Below are 18,888 nucleotides of genomic sequence, written 5' to 3'. Positions count from 1 at the left end.
TGCCAGCTCTTCTGGCCCACTCTGCTGCCTGCCGATTGGATCTGTGAACGCGTCACCCTCGGCGGAAGAACTTGGCAGGTTGAGCCGGGCCGGACACAGGTGATTCGCGACATCACAGTAGCAGAGCCGCATCGGACGACCGAGCCGGTCGGTGAAGAGGATATGGTGCGCGCCCCGCTGGGGAGCATTGCTGGCAGCCGCTCCGGAGACAAGGGCGGGAACGCCACGTTGGGCGTCTGGGCGCGCACGGAAGCCGCCTACAGCTTTCCTGTGCGCCTGGTGGACTCCGGAACACGTCGCCGACTTGTTGGTGGCTCCGCCCGAAACAACTCTCCGACTCTGGTACCTGCCGAATCTGCGCGCGGTCGGCGTGACCGTCGTCGGGTGGCTGGGCGAAGGGACCGCTACGAACATTCTGCTCGACACGCAGGCGAAGGGGCTGGGCGAGTTCGTCCGGGCACGCCACATCGACCTCCCACGTCGCCTGCTAGATGCAGCCACTCCTAGGGATGCGGAAGCAGGTCGGCCTGCAGACTACGGAGCCTGAGGGCGTTGTGAACGTCCAGTTGGCGAGGATTGGCGCGCCAGGTGCTCCCGAGAATTCGGTCGATTCTTGCCAGACGCTGCGTCATCGTGTTGACGTGTACCCCTAGCTCCGAAGAAGTTCTGACGGCGTTGCACGATGCGTCGAGGTAGGTGAGGAGCGTAGCCTCGAGACTGGTCCCGTGCCGTCGATCATGCTCAAGCAGGGGCCCGATAGCCGGGGCAACCACAGCATTTAGGGCAGATGCGCCATTCGGCGAAAGAAGAAGTGAGTAGAGACCGAACTCCGCGGTGTCGGCACATGTTCCAGAGCGGCCGAGAGCCTGCATGAGTTTCAGGCACGCGGCCGCCTCCTTGTACTTTCCTGGGAGCTCGAACAACGTGGTGGCCCCGCACACGGAAGCGGTCGTGTTTGTGTCCGGCGTAGCCTTCAACAGGGCAGTCCACATGCCAGCACGCACCTGCTCCGGTGCCTCTGAAACCACAGCGACGAGGTTTCCGTTGTACACCGCGACCAGCCCACCGTGGGCGGCGCAGAAATTGCGTCCGGCGAGCAGCTGCGCATCGCGGTGACCCTCGGAGATCTCGCTTACCAAGACACTGAAGGCTGAGCCGAGCAGTCGGTGCCTTTGAGCTATGCGTTCAGTTGCTGCGTGGTCAGCGTTCTGCTGGCTGATCAGCCATCCCACCACCTCCCCAGAGCCGCGCATATCGGCTTCTGCGGCGGCTGCTTCCGACAGCAAGTGCAGGGTGACTGCCTGCGTTGCGCGCTCCAGGGTACGGATGTCGAGGTCCGACAGAGGTTGCTCGGCTGCGAGAACGATGGAGCCGAACTTGCGCTCTCCTCCGATGGGCGAGGTGACGTAGAGGTCGTGGTCAGCGCGGGTGCCAGCACTCACGGCGTGCCGGGTAACCCCGCTTTGTGCCAAGGCTTCGATCAATTCAGTGTCAAAAGGGGGATGCGGCGCGGCAGGACCGTGGCTGACCACCTCGCAGCCTTCGGGGTCGACCATGGTGACCGAACCCTGGAGAGCATCCGCGATGATCTCGAGGATCTGGCGGACGCTTCCGCCATGCAGGACGATCTCCGTCAGGCGGGAGTGAACGTCTGCCCCTTTTTCCACCGCAGCAGCTTGGGCTTGCAACAGAGCGTTGGCCCTTTCGACCTTCTCAACCGCCGACTGTTGCGCGCGGAACAAGTCAGCGTTGTCGAGTGCGATGGCGGCGTAGGCGGCTAGCGAGGAGACAAGCGCGATCTGGTCCTCGGAGAATGTGGCTGTGGTTCGGCGCGCCGCGAAGAGGATCCCGAACAGCCGGCCATTCGCCTCGACCGGAACGCCGAGCAAGGTCACGATCCCTTCGTGAGTGACCCTGTCGTCGAGGTACGGCGTGTGGATGAAGTCAGGAGATGTCGCGTAGTCCGCCACCTGAACCGGTCGGCCCGTTCGGACCACGTGGCCGCCGACCCCTTCGTCGACCCTGACCGCGGAATCAATAAATGCCGGCGACGCATGCCCGGAAAAGGCACGGACCGCGAAGTGCTCGCCAGACTGGTCGGTCCTCGCCGACAAATAGGCGAGATCGCACCGCAGCAGACGCTGGGTGCGCTGGGTAACGGCGTCGAGCACCCGGTCCGCGTCCCGGATCTCGGTCAGGTCCTTGGCCGCGTCGATGAGGGCAGACAACTGAGCTTCGCGGGCCTCATAGGTAGCCAGTACTTCTCGAAGCTGGCTCACGCTGGCCAGCATCTGCGGGCGAGCTTCACCGAGAGGACGGGAGAGGTCAACGCACTGTTGCTCCAGGTCATACAGACTCTTGAAGATCGAATCGGATGTTGGCCTTGTCGCCATGGCCAGTCCTCCTTCGGAGCCCCGCGGCCTCCTATGTGTAAGGCTCACAATATCGTACCTGAAACTGTGGTTCATCTACGTGTCCTTCGTCTCTTGGTCGTCGATACGATTACCTCGCAACTGGTCAAGATTGGATCGGACCGCCAGAGCCCCTCCCCAGCTGACTCAGAGGGGAAGGGGAGCACGTGAGACACGAAGTCTCACGCTCTGTAGGTCGGAGCAGCAGCAGGAACCTCCATTTCGAGGATCGACCGTGCGCCGCACCGCAGTCGTCGTGACCGATCTAACGGGGCGTGTCGCCTGACCTCGCACATCGCTGCGGCATCGGCACATGCGACAGCGCCCTAGCCACGGGGGCTTTGCACCACAACTCAGTCGGAGATCAGAAGGAGATCACATGTCTATTCACGTCGGCATCGACGTCGGGGGGACCTTCACCGATGCAGTCGCCATCGCAGACGGTCGTGAGGTCAGAGGGAAGGCGTTGTCCACCAAAGATGTCACGACTGGCATCCTCGATTCCCTCGAGGTTCTACGTGGACAACTTGACCTCGACAGCGAGAGCTTCTTCGAGCAGATCAGCCGGTTCGCGTTGGGCAACACGATCGTGACTAATGCTGTCGATGAGTTGAAGTTCGCTCCGATTGGGCTGCTGACCACCGCAGGGTTCCGCGACTTACTGCGCATCAGTCGTTCCGCCCGCGGTGATGCACGCGACCCGCACGACTTGGGCCCACGCGCCGACATCCTTCCGCGGGAGGCCATTCGAGAGATATCCGAACGTGTCGACGCCAATGGCGAAGTACTCGTCCCCGTCGCCGAGAGCGATATTCGCGCCGCCGTCGAGTCACTTCTTGAGAACGGCGCTGAAGCAATCGCAGTGTGCTTCCTGTGGAGCTTTCTCAACCCTGCGCATGAAGAATCAGTCGCCAGATTCCTCGAAGGGAACTACCCAGACGTCCCGTACTCGATCTCATCTCGACTTTCTCCGGTCTACCGCGAGTACGAGCGCATGGTGACCACTGCTCTGGACGCTGCGGTCAAGCCTCTTGTGAGTAGCCACTTCAGCAATCTGGCCGCTGAGATGAAGAACCGTGGCCTGAAGTGTCCGGTGCAAATTATGCAGGTTCACGGCGGCTTCTTGTCGGTCCAGGCAACCAGCGAGGCACCCATCGCCATGTTCAACTCGGGCCCCGTTGGCGGCGTCACCGGCGCACGGTTGCTGGGCACAGCGCTGGGAATCAGCAAAATTCTCACGGCCGACATGGGGGGAACGAGTCTCGACGCCGCGGCAATCGTCGATGGGGAGTTCCGCGTCTCCTCGCGTGCAACCGTGGGAGAGTGGCCCACCAGTTTAACGGCTGTCGACATCGAGACCATCGGATCAGGGGGCGGGTCGATCGCCTGGGTCGATGGTCGGGGCCTGCTGCGCGTCGGTCCGCACAGCGCTGGCTCGGTCCCGGGCCCCGCCTGCTACGGCCGGGGCGGAGAGCAGCCGACTGTGACGGATGCGGCCCTGACCATGGGGCTAATCAATCCCAACTACTACCTTGGTGGCACGATCGACCTTGACGCCGAGCGGGCAAGAAGCTCGGTCGCGCACTACATCGGAAAGCCTCTTGGCCTTGCCACCGATCGTGCTGCGCAAGGGATTTATCGTCTGACCGTCGCCCAGATGTCCAACGCGCTGCGCAAGCTCACGGTGAACCGCGGTCTTGATCCGCGCGATTTCACCATGGTCGCGTTCGGTGGCGCCTGCGGCATGTTCGCTGCAGCGATCGCCGAGCAGGCGGGAGTCCAGCGCGTGGTGATCCCCCGTACGTCCGCCGTATTTTCCGCGTACGGCCTGATGCATGCCGACAGCATCTATTCAATTGTCCAGACGAGTCCGTGGACTTTCGACGCCTCAGCCGACGAGCTGGAGCGGGCGTTCGACAAACTCCAGGGGCAGGCGGAGAAATGGTTCGAGAACGAGGGCATTCCACAGGGGCAACGCGAGTTGGTGCGCGAGGCCGACATGAAATTCGCCGGTCAGATCTTCGAGGTGACCACGCGCCTACCCGACACGCCTTTCACTGAAGACGACAAGGAGGCTTTGCGTCAGAGGTTCATTGAGGACTACGAGTCAGAGTACGGTGCCGGTACCGCTTGGGCCGAGGCCGAAATTCTTCTCATCAATGCACGCGTCCGTGCCATTGGTGCCAGCAAAGTCCAGGAGGTGACACACCGCAAAGGTGAGGACGTGCCGCTCGAGGTCACGCAACGAACGATTGTCGACCCCAAGACGGCGGAGTCTCTTGAAGTGGACGTGTACCGGCACATTTATGACGCGAAAGAGCCGATCCTCGGGCCCTGCATCGTCGAGGAGCCGGACACAACAATTTATGTTCCGCCGGGGTCGAAGCTGCACGTCAATGTAGACCACCTCTCGATTGTCCTTGCGTCTGGCGACGCGTATTCGCCGTCGATCTTGTCAACGAAAGCAGAGTCATGAACGCCATTAACGAAACTTACGATCCGGTTACGCTCGAGGTCGTGCGGATGCGACTGGATTCCATTGTTGAGGAAATGAGCATCGCGATGATCCGCTCGAGTGGTTCGCCGGTGATCACTGAGGCCGGAGACTTCAACACTGCGCTCTTCACACCGGACGGACGAATCTTTGGTTACTCGGATTACGTCCAAATCCACATCGGCTCGGGAAGCATTGCCGTTCGCAAGCTGATTGAGACGATCAACCTCGATGAGTTGCATCCCGGTGACGCGTTCATCAGTAGCGATCCCCACACGGCCGGCTCGAGCCACCCGCCGGATACCACGGTCATCTCGCCGATCTTCTACAAAGGTGAATTGATCGCCTGGGCCCAGTCGCAGGCCCATCTGGTTGATGTGGGAGGCATGGCGCCAGGCGGGTTCGCGCCAGCTGCGACGGACTGCTACAGCGAGGGGCTCCGGATTCCACCGGGCGTCCAGGTCTTCGACCAAGGCAAGCCAGTCGAATCGACGAAGCGACTCCTCTTGAATAATGTGCGCCTGCCCGTTCTCTACTGGAATGACGTTCGCAGCCTCGCGGCGAGCAACAACACCGGTGGAGCCAGGTTGGTCGAGGCCGTCGAGGAGTTCGGACTCGAAACCTTCCGCAACTACTCTGAGCTTAGCTTCCGACTGTCCGAGCAAGTCGTTCGTGAGCGCATCCGACTTCTGCCCGACGGTGTCTGGGAAGCAGAGGAGTGGGTCGAGCACAATGGGCACGAGGACGGTCTCTACCGCGTGCATTGCAAGATGACCAAGGCCGATTCCGACATCACGTTCGACTTCACCGAGTCGAGCGACCAAACCGGTGGCTTCGTCAACTGCTCGTACGGCGCTGCCATGGGCTTCGTTGCAAGCGTTGTCGTGCCAACCCTGGCGTGGGACGTGCCGTTCAACGAAGGCGTGGTGGCAGCGTTCGAGGTTCGCACGCGCAAGGGAAGCATCGTCGACCCGGTGCCGCCGGCACCGATCAGCAATGGACACCTGACCACTGGGGCACGGGTCGGTCGAGTGGTGATGAAGCTACTCAATGAGCTGTGCCGGGAAAGCACCGACGAACAGCTCCAGCAGCGTACCCAGGGAGTTTGGGCGGAGTCGTGGACCGGCGGCATCTCCGCGGGGCTTACCGACGAGGGCGACTACACCGTCATGTTCAACATGGACGGTGGCGGCATGGGGACCGGCGCTCAACCGGACGGCGACGGGCTTGACTGCGGTGGCATGATCCCCCAGGTCAACAATCTGTTGCCGGATGTCGAGATGAACGAAATGTTCTATCCAGTGCTCTACCTGTGGAAGCGCCTATCGCTGCAGAGCGCTGGCCATGGGAGGACCCGCGGAGGCTTGGGTCTGGAGTTCGCTTGGAAGCCGCATGGCGCGCAGTCTCTTGTCCAGACGGTCTTTTCGCCAAGTGGTCAAGTTCCGGCAGATGGCTTCGGCGGTGGTCTACCCGGTGGCGGTAGCGGCCAGCAGATCTGGCGCAACGCCACGGCGGCCGCGCTGCTCGAGGAAGGAGAGACTCCCTCGGAGCAGCTCATCCAAGCAGACGAACTACAGCAGCTCGCCGGCAATGACACCGGACTGACGATTGCCGCACGCGACGTATTCGTCCAGTGGTGCGCGGGGGGCGGCGGCTACGGAGACCCGTTGCTGCGCTCGGCTGTGACTGTTGCTGACGACGTCCGCGACGCGTACATCACAGCCGCAACCGCCGAGCTTGTCTACGGCGTCGTTCTTGACGACCGCAACCATGTGGACGAAGCGGAAACCGAAGAGTTGCGTGGTCGCCTCCGCGAAGCAAGGCTTGGTGGGCAGCCGACGCGGCCGGTCACCTCGGATTCCTCCGTATTCCTTTCGCCGATGCGGCGGCAGGGGAGCGACTGGTCATGTCCCGCGTGCGAGGGTTCCCTCGGCGAGGGCAACTGGATTGATCGTTGTCACGGCACCACTGACGTGGCTGCTGATGTCCTCGCCTCCCTGAAGGTGCGCATCAAGTCACGTGAGGCGGACGGACAGGTGTACCTCGATCAGTACTTCTGCCCGCATTGCGGAACTCAGCTGGAAGCGCGGGTGCGCGTAGAAGCGTCCCCAATGACTGCGTCAGGGAAGGAGTCGGCGAAGTGATTGGGCTTGGAGGTCCTGGGGAAGGCATGGTCGGAGCACTCGCTGGCGTGGTGGTCATCGACCTCACGCGAGTCGTGGCCGGCCCCTACTGTTCGCAAATCCTGGCGGATTTGGGCGCAACGGTGATCAAGGTGGAAAGTCCCCACGACCCCGATTACACGAGGGGGTTCCCCCCGTTCCTCGGTCAGGATGATGGCGACAAGTTCAGCGCCTTCTACGGCCAGTTCAACCGTGGGAAACTCGGTTTCACGATCGATCTGAGCAAGGAGGATGGCAAGAGGGTCCTGTCGGATCTGGTGAAAAAGGCTGACGTGCTCGTTGAAAACTTTCGACCAGGCACCATGGACAAACTCGGTGTGGGCTGGGAGGTCCTCCGGAAGGTCAACCCTCGCCTCGTCTACACCGCGATTTCGGGCTACGGACAGACAGGTCCCCTCAGCCGGCGTCCCGCTTACGACAACACGGCCCAAGCCTCGGGCGGGTTGTGGTCGATGAACGGGTTCCCAGATCGTCCCGCGGTGCGCGTGGGGACCATCATCGGTGACCTCTCGGCAACTCTGTTCGCATCGGCCGGCACGCTGGCTGCTCTACGCCACGCTGAGCGGACGGGACAGGGACAGTTGGTCGACGTTGCACAAACCGACTCGGTGATGGCGTTGACGGAGGCGGCTGTCATCAACTACACGGTCGATGGACAGATCGCGGAACGACTCGGCAATGAGCATTCCTTTGTCAAGCCGTACGACTTGTATCCCTGCAAGGACGGCTACGTCTTCTTCGGCGGATATACCGACAAGTTCTGGCGGATCACGTGCGAGCTCTTCAACGATGCAGAGGCTGCCAACGATCCCTCTATCGCGACGATGAATCAGCGTTTCGAGCGTGAAACCTACGAGACCAAGGTGCGGCCGCGCCTGCTCAAGTGGTTCGCCGACTACACCAAGGCGGAACTCGACGACTTGGCCGGTGAGCACGTGCCCCTGACCCCAGTCAAGAACATCGCGGAGGTCGTCGAGGCCGAGCAGACCAAAGCGCGGGAGATGGTGGTGTCCGCCGACTATGGTGACTTGGGAACTCTTGAAATGTTTGGCCAGCCGATCAAGCTCAGTGAGACGCCAGCCAATCCCGGAAGGCGCGCCAATCTTGTCGGAGAGCACACCGATGCCGTGCTGCAGAGGCTCCTAGGCTACTCCGAGGAGGAAATCACGGAACTTCGAAGGAGCGGCGCAATCTGATGGCGATCCGATATGAGCAGATTGAGGCAACGGCACTCATCACGATCGATCGGCCAGACAAGCTGAACGCCCTAACGCTCGAGATGTACAGGGAACTCGGCGTCGCGTTCGACGCCGCTCGTGACGATGATGCGATCGCGGCCGTGGTCCTCACCGGTGCCGGGCGTGCGTTCTGTGTGGGGGCCGACTTGACGGAGTCGATCCCAGCCTTGGCGAGCGGGGAACTCAGCATTTCAAATTGGGATGGCGCCCACCAGAAGCACACACGGCTATACAAGCCGGTCATCTGCGCCATCAATGGCTTGGCGCTTGGCGGTGGCTTCGAGATCATGCTTTCCACCGATCTCCGAATCGCTGGTGATCAGGCACGCTTTGGGCTCCCAGAGTCTCGCGTTGGGGTTGTGCCCGCGGGCGGAACGCTGGCCCGCCTCGCCCGGCAGATCTCGTATGCCCGAGCCATGGAACTCCTGTTGATGGCTCAACAGGTGGACGCACAAACTGCGATGGACTTCGGTCTCATCAATGCGGTGGTGCCACAGGACGAGGTGCTCAATACTGCCTTAGCGTGGGCACGGCAGTTGGCGGCGTTCTCCGGAGATGCGCTCGAAGTGATCAAGGAGTCTGTTCACCATCTCGCCGATATGCCCTTGGATGCTGCCTTTCACGCCGAGGACCTGTATGCGCGTAAAGCCTTTGCGTCTCCTGACGCCAAAGAAGGTATTCGCGCCTTTGCCGATGGAAGGCCAGCTCAGTTTCCAAGTCGTCGACGGACAAGCTAAGACCGTCGTTCGTCGGTCAGGGCCTACGGCCATACGTTCTGAACATGGAGGACTTGGTATCGACGTGACCGACCACTGACCCAGTGTGAAGACATATCCATACGATGTGGATCGTAGAGAGGTAGCCGGCGAGCCTGGACGTCCTCATGGATGGAATCGTGATACTGACCACGCCATCCGATGATCAAAATGCCGAATGACGCCACGAATGGCGCGCAATGCCGACTAAGTCATCGCTCTACAACATCGGGTGAAGCGCCGGCGTGCGCTGAGTCCGCTGGGGCGACCAGTTTGCCGGCAGATCTCATGTCTGAGCTACCTTCGACCTCGACCTCGGCGCCGGCGCCTCGGCCACCTGGGGCAACGTGCGTCGCGTTAGGGACCTGCGACAGTGGCATCATGGGTGCAGAGCGCTACAGGGGCAGACGTTCAAGGTGTGGCAAAAATGTGGCAGGACGCCCAGCCGGGACCGTTCCTGCTCGACCACTACCAACGTGTTCTTGCAGGTCAGCCCGACATTGCCGTTAGTGACCAACGAAAGTCGTTCAGCGTGCCGCGCCTCGTCGAAATCAACGAGGCGTTCGCCGTGCAGGTGATTGGCGCAGCGCGTGAGCTTGGCATCGACGAGGACACCCTGAACGTCTCGGCGGTGCGATCGCCCTCGGTCACCCGTTCAATGACCGGTGCCCGAATTACCGCGACCCTGCTTAACAACCTGACCACACACGACATGCAGTTCGGCCTCGAAACCATGTGTGTCGGGGGCGGCCAAGGCATGGCCATGGTGCTCGAACGCCTCTCCCGACGACGGCACACAGGTGCGCCACCGCAGGCCGAACTCGTCGAGCAGCGAGTGCACCCTAGGCGTGCACGGACCGATAACGTCCTAGGCGGTATCGGACAGGACTCCCCATGTGCCCGTACAAGCGAATGCACTTTTCGCAAAGACCTGAGGGGCATAGCACTGTGAATACGGGGTTGTCAGCGGCCGGGTGGGAATGGTCGGTGCCCTGCATAGTTACCGCACCGTCAGCCTGTATTGACAGCGCCATCAAATGCGTCGGCCCCAACTTCGAGCAGCCGCTAGCAGTAATTAAGTCAGGTACATGCTTGGAAGTGCTGTAGCGCAACAATTGTCGGTGCTCGACGGAAGGCTGAAAACTCCACGGAGCGAAACACGAAAACCGACGGTCGAGTGATCAAGGTCATGGCAAACTGCGCGGTCTTATATGTCCGGTTTGTCGTAATATATCCAGGGGTTGCACGTCGGGTGCGGCCCCAGTAGATCGGAGTTCCTTTGTTGCGTAGAGTTATTGGCATCGTTGCGTTGGCTATCGCGATTCCTGCCGGCGCGGGTGCGGGAATCGCGACCGCCGCACCGCTTCCGCCAGCGACGGTTCCGTTGCCAGCACCGACGGTCCCAGACGGTGATATGCAGACGCAAGGTACAACAGGTATCAACGGTGGGTATCTGACCGCGGCGCGTGGGTGGTATTCCACGAATCGCTCCTTTGGGACGGTCAGCAGCTTCGGGTCCGTTTTCGGGGTGCAGAATCCGCGACTCCAGGTGCGGATCTTGGACCACAATGGCGGTTTCATCGAAGAGCAGAACAGGTATTGGGGTAATCGCCGGCACCAGGAGTCAGTCTCCCTCAATCACCATATCCCCCGGCCGGCCGGCAGTGTATGTACTACCCTCTGGGAGGGTGGCCACCAGCTGGCGACCGCATGCGAAGCAATCTACTGACTCGTGACTTTGGTGCGTTGACAGCACGGGACTGCATCTTCTAGCCTTGTGAGGCTCAGTCGGCCACGCGCGGCGTACTAACTGCGAGTGCATTACGTCGCGCGTGCCGTCGATAGGTTTTGAAACGTAGTACGGGACCGCTCTCTATTGCACTGATTCCTAATTGCCGTTTTCGGCAGCGGCGATGATCATTTTCAGCAGCTGCGCCTCGTGTTTGAATGCTGTTTGACCACGATTTGTAATGGAGATCCACGTCCGAGTGCTTTTACCATTGTATCCGCTTTGATAGCGAATCATGCCCGCATCATGCAACGTGGTCAGATGTCTGCCCAGATTGCCGTCGGTCAGCTTCAGTGTCGATTTCAAAAATTTGAAATCGACTTCTGAACCCGACGCAAGATGCGCCAGAATGAGCAGCCGCGCTGGCTGATGTACCACGTTGTCAAAAAGCCTGAAGTCACTAGCCTCCATGGATGCGCAAACCTTCATGTTGGCGGATTCTTCGGTTTAAGGCAGTGAATGCTGCAATAGCCAACAGTGCGGCAGCAAGCCCCCCTTGAATGGACGCCGACACCGTCGAGGATTGCACAGACTCACGGATCGAGAGCGCGGATGACCGTATCACCGCAGACCCCGTCAGGGCTCCTAGCAGCAGCACAGCTACACCGGCCAGCCAGGTCACCTGTTGCCGTGACCGCCAACCGAGCACGATATACGTCGCTCCGACAAATGTCAGAAATCCGAAATGATAAGCGGCTACGGGTAGCAGGCTGGGGGCAGCAAGTATCGCAATAAGGGCGGCGACCCCATATCCAACATTTCTGTCGCGGACGCCGCGGCGTTGGGAGACGCAGGCCCGCGCACCCCAAAGTGCAACGAAGGTGCCGGCGATGAAAAGTGAAGTCCCAAGAGACTGTGGAGTGGCCGACCCTTGGCGTGCGGTGCTAATGGCTACAGCGGCAACCGCCAAAGATAGCGTGACCAGCGAAACCCATGAAGAATCACTATTGGAAATAGTCCGCATGCTGCGTCTCAACTCGTCCATAGCTACACTCTCTACCAGAGAGTGAAATAATACAAGCCCAAATTCTGCCTAGTTTATAGTGGCTGTGTGAACTGACTACAGGTTGGCTGCGCTTCGATGGCCCTATGACAGGCTCTCCGGATCGGCACGGCCAGGAGTACTCCTCCGCGCGTGACATACTGCGCGGACAAACGCAGACGCATCGATACCTGGGGTGTCTGGGCGTCGATCTCAGCTGTACACCAAACCCGTCGGTATGCTTGATCCATGGCCGGGCTCGGATTCGCACTCATGTCAGCCGCAATCGTTCTGAACGTGATTTTTGCGGTCAAGGTGCGCAACGTGAATGCCGGACAGCCCCTGCCGCTTCTGACCGGTAAATATTCCACCAAGCCCACACTGCGTGTCACGTCATTTCGGGCGGTCGGCGCAGCAGCCGCAATGCTCGGAGCGGCCAACGTGGTGCAGGCGCTCTGGAACGGCCCGCTGGGATACGGAGCGTTGATAGCCGGTGCAGCCGCGGCGGCTGCGGTGATAGTGCCTCGGCTCGCCGTCGCTGCACAGCACAACATCGCCATCAACCGCCGTGCCGCCTCGAACTGAAACGGCCCTTCTATGCCCCTTGACGGCACGATATCAATGCTCTTACAGGTTCGGTCTGGGCTGTAGGTCAGATCGGGCCGGCTATCTCGATAACGGATGAACATTCGATGAAGCCGGTGACGGTCACGGTCGTCGATGCTGCTGGCTCGACTTCGCGTGTCGTAGCCGTGAAGCCCGCGCCAGCAATTGCGGTGTCCACCACTTCGATGTCGAGTTGGTCGAGGGCGATCAAGTCGTGATGGACACCGTCGTAGTCGACGTACTTCAACGACATGTAGTCAGTTGCCTCTCCCGCCGAATTACTCAGGTAAGTCGGATTGATCAGAAGTTCGATCGAGAAGTCTTCGCCAGGTCGTGCACTGCCTTGATCGAACAGATCGAACTCGGCCGTGGATGCACGGAACGCGCGAGATCCCTCCGTGTTCGTAGTGCATTCCGTCGCGGACCCGGCCGGTAGATGCTTCGTCCCAGTCCAGCCTGATTCGAACTGAATGTAGGTCCCTTGATCGGCGCTCCAGGACATTGCGCTCGCCGCTGGCCTCTGGTCAAGTACGGACCGGCCGCCTCCTTGGCTGCACGCGGCCGTTGCGGCGATTACAAGGGCGACGCCGGTCCACGCAGAACGGGACTGCCCCGGCTTTGGTTGACATCTGATCTGTGAGGATCGCTCCTCACGGTGGAAGGATGTTCACCATGCCGAAAGCATTTCCCGAGGAGTTCCGCCGCGACGTCATCGCCGTCGCACGCAAAGGCGAGGCCCCGCTGCGTCAGATCGCGAAGGACTTCGGAATCTCCGAAGGTTGCCTGCACCGCTGGCTCAAAATTGCCGACCGCGACGACGGAATCGAACGCGGCACTGCCACGAAGACAGGCCTCGACGAGTCCGCCGAGCTGCGAGAAGCCCGCAAACGGATCAAGCTGCTCGAGCAAGAAGCCGAGGTCATGCGTCGCGCGGTTGCCTACTTGTCCCGGGACGTCAACCCAAAATGATCTTCCCCCGCAAGCGGGAGGTGCCCCCACCGCTGGTCCTCGACTTTGCTGGCGACGGAGTCCCCGTCACAGTGACCTGCCGGGTTCTCGGATTCTCCACCCAAGCGTTCTACAAATGGAAGAAACAGCCAGTCACGCAACGAGATTGGGATGATGCGCATCTGATCAACATTGCTCGTGAGATCCACGCCGACGACCCCGCATTCGGCCACCGCTTCATCGCAGACGAACTACCCGACCGCGGCATCACCGCCAGCGAGAACCGGGTCGCGCGGTTGTGCTCACAAGAACGCATCTGGTCGGTGTTCTCGAAGAAGCGAGGCCTGAACAGGAAGGCCGGCCCGCCGGTCCACGATGACCTCGTCGACCGTCAGTTCACCGCACAGGCCGCGGACGAGCTGTGGCTGACCGACATCACCGAACACCGCACCGACGAGGGCAAACTATATCTCTGCGCGATCAAGGACGTGTGGTCGAACAGGATCGTCGGCTACTCGATCGACTCCAGGATGAAGGCCTCGTTGGCGGTATCCGCATTGGATAATGCTGTGGCGCAGAGAGACTCGGTGGGGACGATTATTCACTCGGATCGCGGTAGCCAGTTCCGATCCAGGAGGTTCGTACATGCACTGTCGTGCAACGGGTTACGAGGTTCTATGGGGCGAGTCGGGGCGTGCGGTGACAACGCCGCGATGGAGTCGTTCTTTGCACTCGTGCAGAAGAACGTCCTCGATCGCCAGCGGTGGTCGACCCGCGAGCAACTACGGCTGGCGATCGTGACCTGGATCGAGAAGACCTATCACCGCAAACGCCGTCAACGACGCCTCGGAAAGCTCACCCCCATCGAGTTTGAGACAATCAACCGGACCGCACACGCGGCCTGAATCACTCAACCCCGACAGTCAACTGAACTCGGGGCAGTCCCGATCGCCGAAATGACAGCAGCACCGATTTCGCCGTGAACCCAGCCGAGACCGCCGTTCCATGCTTCTATCGATACCGCAGCGAGATACACGGTGAACAGGACGACGAGCAACGACAGAAGAATGCGGCGGCGAGGATCGACCATATAGGTTCGACCGAGAATCGGCCCTTGGCTGCGCAAATAGTCCACTGAGGACCATCGTCACGCCTTAGTTCGCACTACTCAGGCCGTCCGCAAACCTACATCCGAGACACGGCGCCGTGCGGGGTGCTCGGCACTCAATGCAACCCGGTGAGACCCCTGCCGGCCGATGCGCTGCGTTGGGTCGGCAGTGGTGTAACAGCTCCTCCGTGCCGTCGATATGCCCCACGACTCCGGGGCGGCACCACTCCCCCGATGGACGTCCGCCCCGGGGTCGCCTACACACCGCAAGTCGTAGCCGGCCCACGAACGTAGTGTCCGCACATGCGTGTAGTCGCCGATGTCGACGCAACGGGCTGGTCGTGATGGACCGAACAGCCCGAACTCGCTAGGCGTACTCCCGGCAACTACTGCTCGACGGTGACGGACCGTCGGTCGGCGATCTCGCCAGGGCGTGTCGACAGCTACCGCACCGTCAAGGAAACCTGACACCAGTTTGATTTGTCCATAGCACCTCGTGATGCGGTTCTGGTGCGCCTGACGGCGACTAAACCCTCAACCCGCACCATTGGTGCCGGCTGCAGGGTCACAGGCACCTGCACGTAGGTAACGAACGGTAATTGACTCGATCTGGGCTCCGGACAGGACTACCCGACCCCAGTCGCTCGACAGATCGCACGCCGGACCTGCCGCCGCCTTGACCGCAAGTGGGGGACCGAGGACTAGTTCACGGTCAGCGACCTCAAGATCTGGCGAGTAGTGGACGATGCGTCCCACCCAACTCGTGCCATTTTGCATTCGAACTCTTGCCAGAGGATATGTACCGGATGGGGCATCGTCTCGGAACAACTTCCGCCAGTTAGACACATGGGTGACCCTGCCGGGGTCCTTTCCATGGAGTTTCCAGAACGTCAGTCGTGAAACGAGGAGAGACACCGCGATGAAAACGACTCCAGCCGTGGCAAACCCTCCCAGGTGATCAGCAATGAAGGTTCGGTCTCCAAGGATCAAGTCTCTCGGCTCGACAATGTAGTCACGTGAGCTCTTGAAGATTCCGCGAACTGCGGCACCAAGCGCGAGGATTATGGCGATGGCCCAAACAGTACACCAGGTGGAGACAAGCGCTATCCGTCCTACCTCACGAAAGGCAGTCTCGCGCCGTTCGGCTTGTTTTCGCGCATACAGCAGGTCGAACAGGACTCCTGGTGCGATGAAAGCGAAGAAGCCAAGTATCGCAAACCAGCTTGTCGGGACCACGCGTCATTCCGGAAAGTCGTCGAGAAGTGACGACGCGGATTGACCGCTGGCAGACGTGCCCGCGGGCTCGTCCGTTTGGGGTTGTTCGACTATTCGAGGCGGTGGTGCTTGCAAAGAGTCTGTCGACTTGTCGAAGTACCCTGAGCCCCTGACTGCTTCGTCGGGGTTGCGATCTTGACGGTTGCTCATGCTCATCCCTTCGGCGGATGTTGGTCGCGAGATCGGGGGTAGGTGTTCTTCGCTCCGATGGTGCCGTCCTGTTTCTTGATGACGTGCTCCACTTTGCGGTCGACGGCCATCTCGCGTCCCCGCGCCTGGACATCTGATTTACGGTCACCTGTGTTCGAGGCCTTGCTATTGCCGTGAACACGGTTTTTCCATACCCCGCCCTCGTAGTAGGTCTCGATGTCGCCTTTGCTCATTGGTGCCTCTCTCTGGGCGTAACGGGGTGAAGAGCGGCGGTTCCGGCGTTCTACTCGCAGCCGCCTTATGCAACCTCCGGTGGAGCGTCGGTAGACACTCTTAGCAACAGCATATCCCACGTGGACTAGTTTTCTCATCGGTGGTACAAATAGGCCATGTCGTTCGAACATGAAACCGCACGTTAATGGCAGTATCCACGTCGGAACTGGAAGGTTCCCCGATCTTTGACGACGAACTGGTCCAGCTAGCTACGCTGGCGATGGCAGGTGCCCAGCCGGGGGTGCAGGGTCTCGTTCGTAGGGTCGCCAAGCGAGCACGAAAGGCGCATCCCGATCTTGCTCAGGCTCTGATCGATGTCCTCAGGACGAGTCCGACCCGCAGTGCAGACGGAGCGGCGTCTACCGCGGCGACACCGGTGGATCTGGACACAAGAATCCCTTTGCTGAGGAGAGAATTTCCGGTCATCCTGGATGAGTCTCCGGTGTTGGAACGGGATGTGTCGGACAAGCTTGAGCAGATCGTCGCTGAGCATTTGCAGCTGGACTCGCTATCCGTCGCTGGCCTTTACCCGACCCGGACCGCTTTGTTGGTCGGTCCACCCGGGGTAGGAAAAACCATGTCCGCCCGATGGATCGCTAGCTTGCTCAACCTGCCGCTCCTTACGCTTGATCTGTCGGCTGTAATGAGTAGCTTCCTGGGCCGAACGGGTGGAAACCTGAGCCGGGTACTTGGATTTGCTAAAACAGGTCCGGGCGTACTCCTACTCGATGAGCTTGATGCGGTCGCGAAGAGGCGTGATGACACATCTGAAATTGGTGAACTCAAACGACTCGTGACTGTTCTGCTACAGGAGATCGATCTCTGGCCAAAAGGTTCACTACTGCTGGCAGCAACGAACCACCCGGAGTTGCTAGATCCCGCGATCTGGCGACGGTTCGAAGTGACGGTCAATTACCCGCTGCCTGGCGTGAAGGAAATCCGCGCGATGATCGACGGCAAGTTGGCTGATGAGGCGTTGCCGACGGACCTGCTTGATGGCTTGGCGAGGTTGTTCGTCGGCAGCTCGCTGAGTGACGTCGAGCGCGAGCTTCTGCGATCACGTCGAAACGCGGTCGTACATGGCGTACCTCTTACTGATGCGGTGCTTTCCGGTACACGAGAGAGGTTCCGAGGGTTAGCAGCGCAAGAACGACGAGCGATCGCCACCGATCTGATGCAGACAAACCTGTTCTCACAACGGCAGATTCACGATCTGAGTGGCGTTAGCCGTGACACGTTGCGGAGACACTCGTCGAAAAGCCCGTCAGCAGAGGAGAGATAGACATGGCAGACGCACGGTTTCTTCTCGGGTTCGGCGAGCGGCTATCGGAACGGGTCCCGCCACCCCCCGGTGGTGGTGGTCCAGATCCTGCGTACTCGTTCGAGGACGCGGTCACAAGGCTCGCACCGCGATTGGCCAGCGCCGTAAATATTCTCGGTGAACTTCCACCGTCTGCATGCCCAAACAATGAGGCTGTCAGCATCTTGACGTTGCATCCTCAGTCTGTTGCGAAGTCATATCACCCGAGGCTGTTGCTCAGTCAATACGGATTACGGCAGGTGGGAAGTCGCCCAACCACGATCGAGCCACAGGTCTGGACGAAAAAAGGTGCGCCGACGCCCTCACCATCAACTGAGCTATTCGTGGCGGGCGACCGAGGTGCCTTCGCGGACTGGGCCAGTGATCTGACGTCCGATTCACCCACCGTCAATGATTCGATTCGTAGGCTCGAAGATGTGCGCGCGCCATCCGGGCGAGATGTGCTGAGATTGGGGACCAACGAACCGGACAGCCACCTAACTCTCGAAGTAGTTCTGCACGCGCGAAATTCGGCTAGCAATGCTTACATCATCGAGGCGTTCGCAGAATATACACAGGAAATCGGAGTACAGGCTTCGCTTGACAAGCGGCTGTATGCAGGTGGGTTGTGCTTCTTGCCCATCGAAGCAGATCTCACGAGCATGGCCGAACTGTCGAGATTTTCGTTCCTTCGTACTGCCCGACCAATTCCCAGGATGAGGGAAATCGCGCCGATCGAACGGTCGACGCCCTCCACATTCGCCCCAGCGCAGCTACCCTCGGACGATCCTGTGGATCCTGACCTACGAATCGCAGTCTTCGACGGGGGTCTAGCACCGGGGACCCTTCTAGCAAAATGGACAACTTCGGTTGAGCCTCCCGGTGTGTCGGCCGCAGTTCCAGGTCAGTTGGACCACGGCCATGATGTCACTTCGGCGCTCCTTTTCGGATCTCTGGTGCCGGGTGAGGCCGCGCCCACACCGTACGGGGTCGTTGATCACTTTCGGGTTCTGGATGACAAGGCAGGCAGTGACCCTTTTGAGCTCTATGATGTCCTGGGACGAATCCAGAATGTGTTGTCCGAACGCCGATACGAGTTCTTCAATCTCAGTTTGGGGCCCGCGTCACCTGTAGAAGACGACGAAGTTCACCCGTGGACAGCAATGCTGGATGAGCATCTTTCAGACGGGCACGCCCTCGCGACACTCGCGGTTGGGAACACAGGGAGCTCAGCGGACCCTGCGGAAACTCGGATCCAGATCCCAGGCGACGCGGTGTGAACTGTCCTGGGACTGGTGGAGACTGTGATCTCACCAGGAGAATGCAGGTATGGGTGCACCAAGGAAGTTCGATGCCGAGACTCGTGAGCGGGCGGT

12 protein-coding genes and 1 pseudogene are annotated in these 18,888 nt (G+C 60.4%); 8 read left to right on the top strand and 5 right to left on the bottom strand.

What is annotated here, in order from left to right; translation table 11 throughout:
- Nucleotides 1-503 precede the first annotated feature (503 nt).
- Nucleotides 504-2,393 carry a GAF domain-containing protein gene (locus CH292_RS25610; RefSeq protein ID WP_179278087.1) on the bottom strand — a complete coding sequence of 630 codons (1,890 nt, stop codon included), beginning with the start codon at nucleotides 2,391-2,393 and terminating at the stop codon, nucleotides 504-506.
- Between the two features lie 397 nt (nucleotides 2,394-2,790).
- Between CH292_RS25610 and CH292_RS25605 the strand changes: the two genes are divergently transcribed.
- The 5 genes from CH292_RS25605 to CH292_RS25585 all read left to right on the top strand — a co-directional run bounded on the left by CH292_RS25605 (nucleotide 2,791) and on the right by CH292_RS25585 (nucleotide 10,033).
- The gene (locus CH292_RS25605; RefSeq protein WP_094656037.1) at nucleotides 2,791-4,887 is read left to right on the top strand and encodes a hydantoinase/oxoprolinase family protein; all 2,097 of its coding nucleotides are present in this window, start codon (nucleotides 2,791-2,793) and stop codon (nucleotides 4,885-4,887) included.
- Nucleotides 4,884-7,049: a hydantoinase B/oxoprolinase family protein gene (locus CH292_RS25600; RefSeq protein WP_094656036.1), complete on the top strand. Its 2,166-nt coding sequence runs from the start codon at nucleotides 4,884-4,886 to the stop codon at nucleotides 7,047-7,049. Before CH292_RS25605 ends, CH292_RS25600 begins: the two co-directional genes overlap by 4 nt.
- A gap of 26 nt (nucleotides 7,050-7,075) precedes the next feature.
- Complete coding sequence (locus tag CH292_RS25595) at nucleotides 7,076-8,284, top strand: CaiB/BaiF CoA-transferase family protein (protein WP_094656035.1); 1,209 nt, start codon at nucleotides 7,076-7,078, stop codon at nucleotides 8,282-8,284.
- The gene (locus tag CH292_RS25590) at nucleotides 8,284-9,063 is read left to right on the top strand and encodes an enoyl-CoA hydratase/isomerase family protein (protein ID WP_094656034.1); all 780 of its coding nucleotides are present in this window, start codon (nucleotides 8,284-8,286) and stop codon (nucleotides 9,061-9,063) included. The genes CH292_RS25595 and CH292_RS25590 overlap by 1 nt, the downstream gene beginning before the upstream one ends.
- A 445-nt stretch (nucleotides 9,064-9,508) precedes the next feature.
- Nucleotides 9,509-10,033: a hypothetical protein gene (locus tag CH292_RS25585; protein ID WP_094656033.1), complete on the top strand. Its 525-nt coding sequence runs from the start codon at nucleotides 9,509-9,511 to the stop codon at nucleotides 10,031-10,033.
- Nucleotides 10,034-10,969: 936 nt separating this feature from the next.
- Here the strand turns inward: CH292_RS25585 and CH292_RS25575 are convergent.
- Entirely contained in the window at nucleotides 10,970-11,281 is a 312-nt protein-coding gene (locus tag CH292_RS25575) for a transcriptional regulator (protein WP_094656057.1), read from the bottom strand.
- Between the two features lie 844 nt (nucleotides 11,282-12,125).
- Between CH292_RS25575 and CH292_RS25570 the strand changes: the two genes are divergently transcribed.
- Nucleotides 12,126-12,437, top strand: a complete 312-nt coding sequence (locus CH292_RS25570; RefSeq protein ID WP_179278086.1) for a hypothetical protein — start codon at nucleotides 12,126-12,128, stop codon at nucleotides 12,435-12,437.
- 67 nt (nucleotides 12,438-12,504) lie between these two features.
- On the opposite strand, the gene CH292_RS28695 is transcribed toward CH292_RS25570, so the two are convergent.
- The gene (locus CH292_RS28695) at nucleotides 12,505-12,711 is read right to left on the bottom strand and encodes a hypothetical protein (RefSeq protein ID WP_143545798.1); all 207 of its coding nucleotides are present in this window, start codon (nucleotides 12,709-12,711) and stop codon (nucleotides 12,505-12,507) included.
- 419 nt (nucleotides 12,712-13,130) lie between these two features.
- Here CH292_RS28695 and CH292_RS25560 point away from each other — a divergent pair.
- Nucleotides 13,131-14,311, top strand: a pseudogene (locus CH292_RS25560) (IS3 family transposase).
- A gap of 737 nt (nucleotides 14,312-15,048) precedes the next feature.
- On the opposite strand, the gene CH292_RS29675 reads toward CH292_RS25560, so the two are convergent.
- Both CH292_RS29675 and CH292_RS25550 read right to left on the bottom strand, forming a co-directional pair.
- Nucleotides 15,049-15,750, bottom strand: coding sequence for a DUF6338 family protein (locus CH292_RS29675; RefSeq protein WP_373454701.1), 702 nt, complete (start codon nucleotides 15,748-15,750; stop codon nucleotides 15,049-15,051).
- Between the two features lie 191 nt (nucleotides 15,751-15,941).
- Entirely contained in the window at nucleotides 15,942-16,172 is a 231-nt protein-coding gene (locus tag CH292_RS25550; protein ID WP_094656028.1) for a DUF2188 domain-containing protein, read from the bottom strand.
- Between the two features lie 185 nt (nucleotides 16,173-16,357).
- Here CH292_RS25550 and CH292_RS25545 point away from each other — a divergent pair, with 185 nt between their 5' ends.
- Nucleotides 16,358-17,494 carry an ATP-binding protein gene (locus CH292_RS25545; RefSeq protein WP_094656027.1) on the top strand — a complete coding sequence of 379 codons (1,137 nt, stop codon included), beginning with the start codon at nucleotides 16,358-16,360 and terminating at the stop codon, nucleotides 17,492-17,494.
- Nucleotides 17,495-18,888: the final 1,394 nt, after the last annotated feature.

The organism is Rhodococcus sp. 14-2470-1a, from assembly GCF_002259425.1.
Lineage (GTDB): Bacteria > Actinomycetota > Actinomycetes > Mycobacteriales > Mycobacteriaceae > Rhodococcoides > Rhodococcoides fascians_E.
Note: the sequence above shows the minus strand (reverse complement) of the source record. Positions and strands in the feature narration are given on the sequence as shown.

What these genes read in the sequence shown, in the direction of transcription:
- CH292_RS25545 (WP_094656027.1), top strand. Translation starts at nt 16,358, where the DNA reads ATGGCAGTATCCACGTCGGAACTGGAAGGTTCCCCGATCTTTGACGAC.
- CH292_RS25585 (WP_094656033.1), top strand. Translation starts at nt 9,509, where the DNA reads ATGTGGCAGGACGCCCAGCCGGGACCGTTCCTGCTCGACCACTACCAA.
- CH292_RS25550 (WP_094656028.1), bottom strand. Translation starts at nt 16,172, where the DNA reads ATGAGCAAAGGCGACATCGAGACCTACTACGAGGGCGGGGTATGGAAA.
- CH292_RS28695 (WP_143545798.1), bottom strand. Translation starts at nt 12,711, where the DNA reads ATGTCGTTGAAGTACGTCGACTACGACGGTGTCCATCACGACTTGATC.
- CH292_RS25600 (WP_094656036.1), top strand. Translation starts at nt 4,884, where the DNA reads ATGAACGCCATTAACGAAACTTACGATCCGGTTACGCTCGAGGTCGTG.
- CH292_RS25605 (WP_094656037.1), top strand. Translation starts at nt 2,791, where the DNA reads ATGTCTATTCACGTCGGCATCGACGTCGGGGGGACCTTCACCGATGCA.
- CH292_RS25575 (WP_094656057.1), bottom strand. Translation starts at nt 11,281, where the DNA reads ATGGAGGCTAGTGACTTCAGGCTTTTTGACAACGTGGTACATCAGCCA.
- CH292_RS25570 (WP_179278086.1), top strand. Translation starts at nt 12,126, where the DNA reads ATGTCAGCCGCAATCGTTCTGAACGTGATTTTTGCGGTCAAGGTGCGC.
- CH292_RS25595 (WP_094656035.1), top strand. Translation starts at nt 7,076, where the DNA reads ATGGTCGGAGCACTCGCTGGCGTGGTGGTCATCGACCTCACGCGAGTC.
- CH292_RS25590 (WP_094656034.1), top strand. Translation starts at nt 8,284, where the DNA reads ATGGCGATCCGATATGAGCAGATTGAGGCAACGGCACTCATCACGATC.
- CH292_RS25610 (WP_179278087.1), bottom strand. Translation starts at nt 2,393, where the DNA reads ATGGCGACAAGGCCAACATCCGATTCGATCTTCAAGAGTCTGTATGAC.